Source organism: Aliamphritea hakodatensis (assembly GCF_024347195.1).
Classification (GTDB): domain Bacteria; phylum Pseudomonadota; class Gammaproteobacteria; order Pseudomonadales; family Balneatricaceae; genus Amphritea; species Amphritea hakodatensis.
Genome location: NZ_AP025281.1, coordinates 3,381,433 through 3,393,975 on the forward strand (window position 1 = coordinate 3,381,433; position 12,543 = coordinate 3,393,975).

At 51.1% G+C, this 12,543-nt stretch carries 7 protein-coding genes and 6 tRNA genes; 9 read left to right on the forward strand and 4 right to left on the reverse strand.

The window, feature by feature from the left end; genetic code table 11:
* Nucleotides 1-2: 2 nt before the first annotated feature.
* Complete coding sequence (locus PCI15_RS15595; RefSeq protein WP_271270863.1) at nucleotides 3-1,403, reverse strand: Wadjet anti-phage system protein JetA family protein; 1,401 nt, start codon at nucleotides 1,401-1,403, stop codon at nucleotides 3-5.
* 226 nt (nucleotides 1,404-1,629) lie between these two features.
* Nucleotides 1,630-3,363 (reverse strand): 30S ribosomal protein S12 methylthiotransferase accessory factor YcaO, encoded by a 1,734-nt coding sequence (ycaO, locus tag PCI15_RS15600; RefSeq protein ID WP_271270864.1) that lies wholly within the window; start codon nucleotides 3,361-3,363, stop codon nucleotides 1,630-1,632.
* A 292-nt stretch (nucleotides 3,364-3,655) separates the two neighbouring features.
* Between ycaO and PCI15_RS15605 the strand changes: the two genes are divergently transcribed.
* The 6 genes from PCI15_RS15605 (at nucleotide 3,656) to PCI15_RS15630 (ending at nucleotide 4,298) form a co-directional block, all read left to right on the forward strand.
* A tRNA-Asn gene (locus tag PCI15_RS15605) sits at nucleotides 3,656-3,731 on the forward strand.
* Between the two features lie 37 nt (nucleotides 3,732-3,768).
* Nucleotides 3,769-3,844: transfer RNA gene (locus tag PCI15_RS15610), tRNA-Asn, on the forward strand.
* 15 nt (nucleotides 3,845-3,859) lie between these two features.
* Nucleotides 3,860-3,936: transfer RNA gene (locus tag PCI15_RS15615), tRNA-Pro, on the forward strand.
* Nucleotides 3,937-3,992: 56 nt separating this feature from the next.
* Nucleotides 3,993-4,069: transfer RNA gene (locus tag PCI15_RS15620), tRNA-Pro, on the forward strand.
* Nucleotides 4,070-4,107: 38 nt separating this feature from the next.
* Nucleotides 4,108-4,184, forward strand: a tRNA-Pro gene (locus PCI15_RS15625).
* Between the two features lie 37 nt (nucleotides 4,185-4,221).
* Nucleotides 4,222-4,298 (forward strand) — tRNA-Pro (locus PCI15_RS15630).
* 755 nt (nucleotides 4,299-5,053) lie between these two features.
* Here PCI15_RS15630 and PCI15_RS15635 read toward each other — a convergent pair.
* The gene (locus PCI15_RS15635; RefSeq protein WP_271270865.1) at nucleotides 5,054-6,352 is read right to left on the reverse strand and encodes a M18 family aminopeptidase; all 1,299 of its coding nucleotides are present in this window, start codon (nucleotides 6,350-6,352) and stop codon (nucleotides 5,054-5,056) included.
* A 2-nt stretch (nucleotides 6,353-6,354) separates the two neighbouring features.
* Entirely contained in the window at nucleotides 6,355-6,888 is a 534-nt protein-coding gene (gene bamJ / locus PCI15_RS15640) for a BamJ family beta-barrel-assembly machinery protein (RefSeq protein WP_271270866.1), read from the reverse strand.
* A gap of 348 nt (nucleotides 6,889-7,236) precedes the next feature.
* On the opposite strand from bamJ, the gene PCI15_RS15645 reads away from it, so the two are divergent.
* The 3 genes from PCI15_RS15645 (at nucleotide 7,237) to rpsA (ending at nucleotide 12,116) form a co-directional block, all read left to right on the forward strand.
* A complete protein-coding gene (locus tag PCI15_RS15645) occupies nucleotides 7,237-9,330 on the forward strand; it encodes a carboxy terminal-processing peptidase (protein ID WP_271270867.1) in 2,094 nt (697 codons plus the stop codon).
* Nucleotides 9,331-9,390: 60 nt separating this feature from the next.
* Nucleotides 9,391-10,164, forward strand: coding sequence for a hypothetical protein (locus PCI15_RS15650; RefSeq protein WP_271270868.1), 774 nt, complete (start codon nucleotides 9,391-9,393; stop codon nucleotides 10,162-10,164).
* Between the two features lie 272 nt (nucleotides 10,165-10,436).
* Entirely contained in the window at nucleotides 10,437-12,116 is a 1,680-nt protein-coding gene (gene rpsA / locus PCI15_RS15655) for a 30S ribosomal protein S1 (protein ID WP_271270869.1), read from the forward strand.
* Nucleotides 12,117-12,543 lie beyond the last annotated feature (427 nt).

Sequence of the window (12,543 nt, forward strand, 5' to 3'; positions counted from 1 at the left end):
GTTTATCGTCTCTGAATACTGAAGTCGCGACACTCAACCATATCGGCGACATTGACATATGTATCGCTGAACTGAATATCGTATTTATTAGCGGTAGTGCGCCCCTTCTTACCCAGGGAACGCATATGCCTCAGATAACTGAAGCAGATGTAGTCTTCAATGCTGTCGATCGTAAACTGACCGGCAGAGATCTGTGTCTCGCCCAGCAGATGACGTTCGATGTAATCTTCGATCTTTTCCGGGCGCACTTCCCGGCGGGCTTTGTACTCTTTGAACAGCTGACGCATTTCCAGCACCCGCGGATCAATGATGTCCTGCTGAATCACCCGTGGCTTGGTTGCTACCCGGCGGCGAACCGGCGAGCGCACACTGCCCGGTGCCAGAAAGCCAGTTTCCTCAAGGGTTTCCAGCTTCGGTAGCTTACGCTGATCCAGCTGTGCCGCATCGGTAATCACCCGTGACAGGCGGGCACTCATTCCCGGTGTGGTTTTGTCCATGTAACGGACGGTATCCGCCACACGTTTTTCCAGCCGGTACCGGAAGTCATCGATGGTCGCCAGACGCTGATCCACGGATTCAAATATCCGGATAATCCGGTTGATATGACTGTGCACCATGGCTTCGGCGTCGTCATAGCCGGTTTCGAACTGTTCCTGATAGTGAACGCTCAGCAACCCCACCTTAGGCGTATCAAACTGCAGTTCACGCAGTTGCGTGAGAATCTGACGGCGGAAACGGAACGGGTTGTTTTTGGTCTTCAGGGTTTTGTAATCGGATACCAGAATGTGCGCCACGAAGTGGTCGAAGAAGTTACGCACAATCTCCTGCGGATTCTTGGTGGCCGCCAGGCTGATTTTCAGCTCCCGCAGACCAAGCATCATGTCCGTCAGGTGGGCACTGAAATCAGACGCCGTCTGTGCCGCTTCCTGCAGGGTAATCCCCCGGCCGGCCGGATCATTGATGGCCGCTTCCAGTGAGCTCAGTACGTTCAGTACCGCGCCACCGTAGCTGCGTTTTTCCAGATTATTGATCGATACCAGCGTCCGCAACAGGTAACTGTTGGCCGGCGACAGCAGTACAAAGGTACGGTAAATACGCTGCTCTTCCTCCAGCCAGCCGGTCACCACTAAACGGCGATAAATCCGGCTGGTGTATTCAGCAGTGGAACGGGGCGCTTCCTGTTCGGCTTCCGAATCATTTTCTTCCGGCTCCCAGCGCCGCACCCCCAGTTTAACAACGGTGTCTTCAATGGAAGAACGGATCAGATCTTTCGGTACAAAGGGATCAACCAGATCTTCATCAAAGAACTGATCAGCAAGGTCGAGCAATACCGCCTGATAGATTTGACGGTTCTGGCCGGCAAGGGGCAGGAACAGGTCTTCGGGAAGCTTGTTAAAAAGCATCGAGAATCAAATCTCCTGACAGACATACTGAATGCCTGACATTAACTAAGGTCAACGCTCTTGGTAAGCAAATAACAGGCCCTTAAAGCCAGAAAACGCAGCCAGACAAAAGCATAAAATAGCCGAAGATAATAACGGAAATAGACCGCCTGACCAAGTAGCAAAAAGGCCGTTTTGGGGAAAACGGCCTTTTCAAAAACAACAGCGATTCGCGGGCGGTTAAATGTCAGCCAGAGGCACGCTTGGCGGACTGCAGACGGTCGTACACTTCCAGCATTTTCTGATGGGCGGTAAAACCTTCAAGGCTCAGCGTGCTGGCAGGGAAATCCCTGAAAATCCGCTCGCCGGTCAGCATTTCAGATACCCGTTCCATCAGCGCCTGACCATAGACCTGCTCAAGCAGACCGCTGTAGTCAGCAAAGTCCCGTTCGGCATCCAGTGAAAACTGCAGACACTGATACAGGCACCGGTACAGCGCTTCCCGCGACTCTTGCAGCCGGGCGTTTTCCAGCTGCCAGTGACACCAGTCCAGCGCATCCGCCAGATTTCCCTGCTGTAAATGCAGCAAACACTTCAGTTCGCCAATCCGCAGGGTGCTCCAGGCAGTGCCTTTATCCGCCACGATACCTATCAGTTCAGCCACCAGCTGTTTATCATCGAAGCCTTCGGTATTCAGGTCGACCAGTAAATCGGCGCCCTGATCTTTATCGAAGTTAGCCAGATCCAGCAGCCCTTCACGGTATTCAACCCCGGCATTATTGTTGTTGGATACCAGATCATCCACCGGATAAATCTCTGACATACCCGGCACAATGATCCGGCAGGTGTATACATTCAGATGTTCGTAGTCGGCAATGTAAATATCCATATCCACTTTATGGATCAGGTTACAGAGGTGCTCAAATTCCGCCTGACTGTCACCTTCCACATTCCATTCTACAAACTCGTAGTCCGTATCCCGGGAGAACAGATCCCAGGCCACCACGCCGCTGGAGTCGATAAAATGCGCTTCAAGGTTCTGCGAATCGGCCACGTCGGCCAGATTAAAGCTCGGCGGCGGAAAATCTGCCAGCGAATTAAGCGCCCTGCCCCGCAGCAGTTCAGTGATCGTCCGCTCTAGCGCCACCTCAAACTTGGGATGCGCACCGAATGACGCACAGCAACCGCCATCATCAGGGTTAATCAGGGTTACATTCACCATCGGGTATTTACCGCCCAGGGATGCATCCCGCACCAGCACTACATAGCCGTAATCACGCAAGGCGTTAAGGGCATCCACTACCTGCGGGTAGCGGTTGATAATATGTTCCGGAATTTCCGGCAGACTGATGCCGGAAGTAATGATGGTGTTTTTAATATGACGTTCAAATATTTCGGATAACGCCTGTACCCGGGCTTCCGCGACACTGTTGCCGGCAGCAGCGCCATTACTTATATAGAGGTTGCCGATGATGTTTACCGGAATCCAGACTTCATCGCCGGTACGCTGGCGGGTAAAGGGTATTGCGCAGATACCCCGGCCTGAGTTGCCTGAGTTAGTATCGATCAGGCCTGGCGCGGTCAGGTCATCATGTAAATTGTAATGCTGCAGGGTCGGCTCATCAAAAAGCCCTTCCGGGATGTCTTCACCGCTGACATCAAACCAGCGCTCATTCGGGTAGTGAACAAAGTCGCCTTCGGCAACTTCCTGCCCCAGATAATAGTCGGTAAAGAAAGAGTTACAGCTGAGGCGTTCAAAATATTCACCCAGCGCACTGGCCAGAGCGGCCTCTTTACTGGCCCCCTTGCCATTGGTAAACAGAAGCGGACAGTGACGGTCGCGGATCAGTACAGACCACACATTCGGGACAGGATTCAGCCATTGTGCCTGCTCTATATCGAAGCCCAGAGCCTCTAACTGAGCAGACATTGTTTCAATCGACTCCTCTAAAGGCGCATCTTTTCCGGGAATCATCGTCATATAACTAAATCCTAGCAAGCCAATCTTCACATCCGCAGGAGAATAAACCCCGCTCAAACTCCACGTTATACAGAAATACGCCGCGCACCGAAACTCCGGCAGGGGTATTTTGTGTTCTCATAAAGTGTTTTCTGATTTACAACAGTTTACAGACCGCCTTTAAAAAAGCCGCCTGCAGCACGCCGGCAAATCACCGCAAACCATTATTTCTGTTGAATGAAAAACTTTTTAACGTAAGTGCTTGACGCCCATAGGGCTGATCATTAACATACGCCGCCACTAGTTAAGCAGTTCCTCGATAGCTCAGTTGGTAGAGCAGTAGACTGTTAATCTATTGGTCGCTGGTTCGAGTCCAGCTCGAGGAGCCAATTCTGCTTAAACTAGTAACGTTTTGATGGATAACATTCCTCGATAGCTCAGTTGGTAGAGCAGTAGACTGTTAATCTATTGGTCGCTGGTTCGAGTCCAGCTCGAGGAGCCATCAGAACACAGAAGACGGGGCATAGCGCAGCCTGGTAGCGCATCTGGTTTGGGACCAGAGGGTCGTAGGTTCGAATCCTGCTGCCCCGACCACTTTTTTAAAGTGGACCTTCTGAAACACTTAAACAGTGTATAAACCGTTTAATCGTCGGGGCATAGCGCAGCCTGGTAGCGCATCTGCTTTGGGAGCAGAGGGTCGTAGGTTCGAATCCTGCTGCCCCGACCACTTCTTCAACACTCAGCCGTGTATAAACAGCTAATCGTCGGGGCATAGCGCAGCCTGGTAGCGCATCTGCTTTGGGAGCAGAGGGTCGTAGGTTCGAATCCTGCTGCCCCGACCACTTCTCAACACTCAGCCGTGTATAAACAGCTAATCGTCGGGGCATAGCGCAGCCTGGTAGCGCATCTGCTTTGGGAGCAGAGGGTCGTAGGTTCGAATCCTGCTGCCCCGACCAATTCTTTCCTGTATATCCATCATCACAATCAAGCACTACAGATCTCTGGTTCGAGTTAAGCGAAGCGAAACAACATCGCGCTTTTTGCGATGGTCATCCTGCTGCCCCGACCACTTACTTCTCATATTCAAATCTCCATCGACTAAAACGACACATCTCTGGTTCGAGTTAAGCGAAGCGAAACAACATCGCGCTTTTTGCGATGGTCATCCTGCTGCCCCGACCAATTCTTTCCTGTATATCCATCATCACAATCAAGCATTACAGATCTCTGGTTCGAGTTAAGCGAAGCGAAACAACATCGCGCTTTTTGCGATGGTCATCCTACTGCCCCGACCACTTACTTCTCATATTCAAATCTCCATCGACTAAAACGACACACCTCTGGTTCGAGTTAAGCGAAGCGAAACAACATCGCGCTTTTTGCGATGGTCATCCTGCTGCCCCGACCAATTCTTTCCTGTATATCCATCATCACAATCAAGCACTACAGATCTCTGGTTCGAGTTAAGCGCAGCGAAACAACATCGTGCTTTTTGCGATGGTCATCCTGCTGCCCCGACCAATTCTTTCCTGTATATCCATCATCACAATCAAGCACTACAGGTTTCCGGTTCGGGTTGAACCGGCCGTAGCGAGATAAAACCGGATCTTGCCAGCCATGAAATGGGACAGCCCCCTCTTACTCACGTAACCGCAGACAACAAAAAACCGCCCGAAGGCGGTTTCTCAGATATCCGACAGACCGTTAGCCGTCAGATTTTCTCCAGACGGTAGAAACGCTGCAGGATACGGGCAAGATTCACTGCGTCATCACTGCCACAGATTTCCCGGATAGAATGCATCGCATACTGAGGCGCGCCCACATCAATGGTCTTTACGCCCAGCTCACCTGAGGTAATCGGACCAATGGTGCTGCCGCAACCCATGTCTGTACGGACCACGAAACTCTGTACCGGCACATCTTCCAGATCCGCCAGGTTCCGGAAAATAGCCGCTGTTTCACTGTTAGTGGCGTAACGCTGGTTATTATTGATCTTGATAACCGGACCGGCATTCAGCTTCGGACCATGATTAGCATCATGCTTATCCGCAAAGTTCGGATGCACCGCATGGGCGTTATCGGCAGATACCATCATTGAGTTGGCCAGTGCACGGTTTCGCAGTTCGTTATCCGGCATTAAACGTTCCAGCAGATTCATCAGCATCGGCCCCTGCGCGCCACAGGCACTCAGGCTGCCAACCTCTTCATGATCATTACAGATTAACAGCGCACCTTCTTCAGAATCAGATTCAATCAGCGCCTCCAGCCCGATAAAACAACTGAGCAGATTATCCAGCCGCGCCGACGCCATAAACTCTTCATTCAGGCCGACATAACCGGGACCCTGTACATCATAAAAGCTCAGCTCGTAGTCGAGAATCTTATCGACATCATCGATATCATCACGGGCCAGCTCAGCTTTCAGCATCGCCCGGAAATCAAATTCATCACCCTCTACCTGTACCTGCGCCAGCAGCGGCGGAATATCGGTCTGCGGGTTAACACTGCGCTCGCTGTTTGCGGTGCGATCCAGATGAATCGCCAGGCTTGGAATAATAGCGATCGGTTTAACAAAATTGATCAGCGCACTGCAGACGTCACCATTTTTTGCCAGATAGCTGACCCGGCCAGCCAGTGATAAATCACGGTCAAACCACGGATTTAAAAGCACACCGCCATAGACTTCCACCCCAAGGTTGACGCAACCCTGACGCAGCAGCACCGGGTTTGGTTTCACCCGCAGGCAGGGGCTGTCAGTATGTGCGCCCACCATCCGGAATCCGCGTTCCGCTAAGCCACCGTCCGCCGGCATCTGCCAGGCAACAATTGCGGAGTCGTTTCTGACCAGAAAATACCGGCCACCGGCCTTCACAGACCAGGCATTCTGTTCTTCCAGCTCAACAAAGCCGGCTTCCTGCAGCCTGCCACGCATTTCGCTGACCGCATGAAAAGGGGTCGGAGACGCCGCTAAAAACTCAAATAGCCGTTGATTAAATTCATTCTTAAGCATAATCATTCAGCCTGCTGTGCAGGCACTATCTCCAGTAATTCAATTTCAAATATCAGCGCCGAGTTAGCCGGTATTTTTTCATTCGGACTAATCGCGCCATATGCCAGTTCAGACGGCAAAAAGATTTTCCATTTAGCACCGGCAGGCATCATCAGCAAAGCTTTACGCCAGCCTTTAATAACACCGCCCAAAGGAAATTCCGACGGTTCACCCTGCTCAAGCGTGCTTTCAAACAGCTCGCCGTCAACCCGCCAGCCCTGATAATGCACTTTTACACTGTCCTGCAACCGGGGCTTGTCGCCACTGCCCGGCTGTATAACCAGATATTGCAGCCCGTCTGCGGTTTCCTGAATCCCTGGCTGCTGTTTATTTTCAGCCAGAAATGCCACACCTTCTTTCTTTACATCATCGTTCAGTGCTTTCTCGATCAGCTGACGCCGGAACTCAGCCTCATTCTGATCATCGCCACAACCGGCCAGCAGCATCACACTGCTGATCACACTGAACACCGCAGCATATTTAATCTGTCTTAACATATTTACCCTGATAAAAGCGCCCGGAACTCCGACACTTTACTGAGAACTAAACTTACCCTGCCAGCGTATCAGTTTGCAGTAGCCATGACACGAAGGCTACCCATGATGAGTGCATTATCTGCGTTCTGCCAGGGGAAATTGATATTCTATATCAGTAAGTGATTGAATTTACATCAGCACAGGCGAAGACTACACTCGGAACCAGGAGTTAAACTTAGGGAACCTAAAAAACGGTTTACAGGTCTTAACCAGTAAGAAACCATTACCTGACGGCCATCCCGCCCAGGAATGCATTACCGGGTTTCATTTTGTTGAAGTTATAGTTGAAGCTATACAGGAATATTGACCTTGAGCACCAGCCAGTTAGTTACGCACGTAAAACAAGCCGCCCTTGGTGGCCTGATCCTGCTTCTGAGCAGCCTGCCCGCTCAGGCTGCTGTCAGCCCACAACTGACACCTGAACCGGTTCACAGCCAGGTCATCCGCGATATTGCCAGCTCCCTGGTTGATGATCACTATTCCGACATTACTGTCGACGACTCTCTCTCCAGCAAGGTTCTGGACAGTTTTGTTGATAACCTTGATCCCAGCAAAGCCTATTTCTTTGCTGACGACATCAAAAGCTTTGAGCCCTACCGCACGCTGTTGGATGACCAGATTAAGGCCGGCAATCTGGACGCCGGCTTTGAGATCTTTAACCGCTATCAGCAGCGCATCACAGAGCGCCTGACGTATCTTATAGGCAAGCTGGAAAGCCCGGACACGGAAATCGACTTCACCGTTGATGAATCCCTGATGACAGACCGCAGCAACAGCCAGTGGACCACCAACAAGGCGGAGATGGATGAATTCTGGCGCAAGCGCCTGAAGAGTACACTGCTGAACCTTAAACTGGCCGGCAAAGACATTGCCGACGCCAGAGAAACCCTGCTCAAACGTTATAAAAATCAGCTCACCCGGGTGGAACAGACTAACCCTGAAGACGTATTCCAGAGTTACGCAAATGCGTTTGCCCAGCAGTTTGACCCGCACACTCAGTACTTTTCGCCCCGCCGCTCTGAGAACTTCAACATCAACATGAGCCTTTCACTGGAAGGCATCGGCGCGGTACTGCAAACGGAAAATGAGAACACCAAGATTGTTCGCCTGGTACCGGCAGGACCGGCTGAAAAAACCGGTCAGATTAAAACATCCGATGTCATTGTTGGCGTTGGCCAGGGCGCCAGCGGTGAAATTCAGGACATTATCGGCTGGCGGCTGGATGAAGTTGTTGCCCTGATCCGTGGGCCAAAAGGCACCACCGTGCGTCTGGAAGTCATTCCCGCCGACGCTGAAGACGGTACCCGCCGGATCGTTTCAATTATCCGCAACAAGGTAAAGCTGGAAGAACAGTCCGCCCAGAAACGCGTCATTGAGCTGGAAAGAGACGGCAGCACGTATCGCCTTGGTGTCATCAGCATCCCTACCTTCTATATTGATTTCAACGCACTGAAATCCGGCGACTCCAACTACAAGAGCACCACCCGCGATGTTGAAAGGCTGATTAAAGAACTGCAGCGGGAAGATAAAATTGACGGCCTGATTGTCGACCTGCGCGACAATGGCGGCGGCTCACTGCGTGAAGCCAATGAACTGGTTGGCCTGTTTATTAACCGGGGCCCTACCGTACAGATCCGCGACCAGCAGGGCCGGGTCAATATTCTGCAGGATTCTAATCCGAAGGTTGTCTACCACGGCCCGATGGCGGTACTGGTAAACCGTCTGAGCGCTTCAGCCTCTGAAATCTTTGCCGGCGCCATTCAGGATTACCAGCGGGGCATCATCGTCGGTAACCAGACCTTCGGTAAAGGCACCGTACAGACCCTCTCGCCTTTACGTCAGGGCCAGCTGAAACTGACCCACGCCAAGTTCTACCGCATTTCCGGTGACAGCACCCAGCATAAAGGTGTTGTGCCGGATATCCGCTTCCCTTCCCTGTATGACATGGATGAAATCGGTGAAAGCGCACTGGACGGTGCCCTGCCATGGGATCAGGTTCACCCTGTACCGCACCGCCAGTTCATCAGCCTGTCCAGCACGTTGCCGGAGCTGACTGCCCGCCACAAAGCCCGTATCAAAACCGATCCGGACTTCCGCTACATGCAGGCTCAGATCGACCGGATCACTGAGATCAAAAACGACAACCTGATCACCCTCAATGAAACAATGCTACAGGCTGAGCGCGATGCTTCTGAAGCCTGGCAGCTGGACATTGAGAATCAGCGCCGGTCCGCCAAGCAGTTACCCGCACTGGATAAACTCTCCGATCTTGAAGACACACTGGAGAAAGATGACCAGGGCCGGATAATTAATCCTGAAGCTGAAGCCATTCTGGCCGAAACAGGAAGAATACTGCTGGATGTTATTTCTGTTACCTATAAGAAACTGCTGGCCAGACAATAAACCTGGCCAGACATCCGCCGCACATTTTGTTACAGACCATACACCTACCGGGGAAGGCATATGTCCTTGAGCAAAAATAAGCTGGCACTGATTATCGGAATACCTTTATTGCTGATCCTGCTCGGTATTGGTGGCTATATGCTGTACACCATCCTCACGGCGCAGACCGCAGAGAACAACAAAAGCCTGCAAAGCTTTGGCGACAGCGTCATGCCCGGTGACTCACGGTACGACCTTGAAGGGGAAGATGCTCATCTGGCCCCGTCAATAGACACCAACCCCAACCTGTCACCGAATCAGAAAATTATCGCCAAACTGCGTTCCGAACGCCGCAAGATGAGCCTGGAAATTGACAACCTGCAGGCCGAGGTCATCACCCTGCAGGCACAGGTTGAACTGCTGGAAGAATACAAGCGCACCAATGAGCGCTACGCGCCCTACTCGCTCGACGAAGAAATTTCCCTGATTCACACCCGCATTAAACAACTGCTGGCCGGCCACGCGGAAACCCGCCGCTTTAACCGCCGCCAGATAGAAAGTATGTCAGCCGCTGCCGCTCAGGAATACCGTCGCTTTATTACCATTAATAAACTGGCGCTGGATCAGGACCAGATCGATAACGTGGTGAATGAGCACTTACCTGCCTATGCCTTTTGCATCGGCAACGGTGTCGACATTGCCGCCAACAATAAAGAAGAAGAACAGATGGCCGTGGAGTTTTTCAAAACCCGTAACGAGGCCCTGATGCCTGCCGGCCTGCTCAATGACCTGAAGGTGGTTTCCAAGCCCTGCAGGGAAAACCTCTACACCCGCCTTGCTTACCTGACCAACTGATCCCCGCCCTTCAGCCCGGAGCAGTATTTTCGGGCTGAATTGCTGAAAAAAGCCATTATCCCCCGGGACTTTTACGATTTTTATCGTACCTGCTACTTTCTACTTGCCAAAAGCGGCTGTATAATGACCGCCCTTATATCTGTACTCCGGTTGCCCATTGTCAGCCATTCAGCCGGAAAACAGATACTAAAACTGACCCTGTTTCCGGCTGACGTTACAGGCTAACCAAAGTAAGTTCTTGTTTTCCCGGAATTTACTGGATAGGAATACACATGTCCGAAAGCTTTGCTGAATTATTTGAAGAATCCCTGCAACACGTTGATATGACTCCAGGCACCCTGGTTATGGGTGAAGTTATCGATATCGATAGCGACTGGGTTACTGTTAACGCTGGCCTGAAGTCTGAAGCAATCATTGCTCGCAACCAGTTCCTGAACGATGCTAACGAACTTGAAATCCAAGTTGGTGACATGGTTAAGGTTGCTCTGGAAAGCGTTGAAGACGGCAGCGGCGAAACACGTCTGTCCCGTGAAAAAGCTAAGCGTTCTGAAGCTTGGGAAGTACTGCAGAGTGCATTCGATGCTGAAGAAACTGTTAAAGGTTACATCAGCGGCAAGGTTAAAGGTGGTTTCACCGTTAACGTTAACAACATTCAAGGCTTCCTGCCGGGTTCTCTGGTAGACGTGCGTCCAGTACGCGACGTTGACCACCTGGAAGGCAAAGAGCTTGAATTCAAACTGATCAAGCTGGACCAGAAGCGCAACAACATCGTTGTATCCCGTCGTGCGGTTCTGCAAGAAGCTAACAGCGCGCAGCGCGATGAACTGCTGGCCACTCTGGAAGAAGGTCAGGAAGTTAAGGGCTACGTTAAGAACCTGACCAACTACGGTGCATTCGTAGATCTGGGCGGTGTTGACGGCCTGCTGCACATCACCGACATGGCTTGGAAGCGTATCTCTCACCCAAGCGACATGCTGACTCCAGGTGATGAAATCACTGTTAAGATCATCAAGTTCGACAAAGAGAACAACCGTCTGTCTCTGGGTCTGAAGCAACTGAGCGAAGATCCATGGGCCTCTATCAAGGCTCGTTACCCAGCAGGTAGCAAGGTTGAAGCTCGCGTTACTAACCTGACTGACTACGGCTGCTTCGCATCTATCGAAGACGGCGTTGAAGGTCTGGTACACGTTTCTGAAATGTCCTGGACTAACAAGAACATCCACCCATCCAAGGTTGTACAGGTAGGTGATGCTGTTGAAGTTATGATCCTGGACGTAGACGAAGATCGTCGTCGTATCTCCCTGGGTATCAAGCAGTGTGCTGCTAACCCATGGACAACTTTCGCTGAGCAATATGCTGCTGGCGACAAAGTGACCGGTTCTATCAAGACGATCACTGACTTCGGTATCTTCGTTGGTCTGGAAAACGATCTGGACGGTCTGGTTCACATGTCTGACATCTCTTGGGATGCTGACAACGAAACAGCGCTGCGTCAGTACAAGAAGAGCGAAGAAGTTGAAGCCGTTATCCTGTCTATCGATGCTGAGAAAGAGCGTATCTCTCTGGGTATCAAGCAACTGGAAAGCGATCCGTTCTCTGAGTACGCTGCTGCAAACGAAAAAGGCACTATCGTTACCGGTACTGTTAAGTCTGTAGACGCTAAAGCTGCTGTTATCGAACTGGCTGAAGGCATCGAAGGCGTACTGAAAGCATCTGACATCAGCATTGACCGCGTTGAAGACGCGAGCACTGTTCTGAAAGAAGGTGACGAAGTTGAAGCTAAGATCGTTAACCTGGATCGTCGTAACCGTGCGATCACTCTGTCTGTTAAGGCTAAAGACCAGGCTGACGAAAAAGCTGCAATCAAAGCAGTTAGTGAGAAGCCAGTTGAAACTGCTGGTCCAACCACTATCGGTGACCTGATCAAAGCTCAGATGGAAGCTAAGAAGTAATTTAACTTCGAGCTTGTAAGAAAAGGCGTACCTCGGTACGCCTTTTTTGTGTCTGCAGTTTGTGATTTAAAAGCCAGTTGAAACTGCTGGTACGTCCCCTTGCGCACTATCGGTGATTTGTTCAGGGCTCAGATGGAAGCTAAGAAGTAATTTAACTTCGAGCTTGTAAGAAAAGGCACTTTCTATCTGCAGTACGCCTTTTTTTGTGTCTGCAATTTCTGCTTAAGAAATCCGTTAAAACTGCTGGTACGTCCCCTTGAGCACTATCGGTGATTTGTTCAGGGCTCAGATGGAAGCTAAGAAGTAATTTAACTTCGAGCTTGTAAGAAAAAGGCACTTTCTATCTGCAGTACGCCTTTTTTTGTGTCTGCAATTTCTGCTTAAGAAATCCGTTGAAACTGCTGGTACGTCCCCTTGAGCACTATCG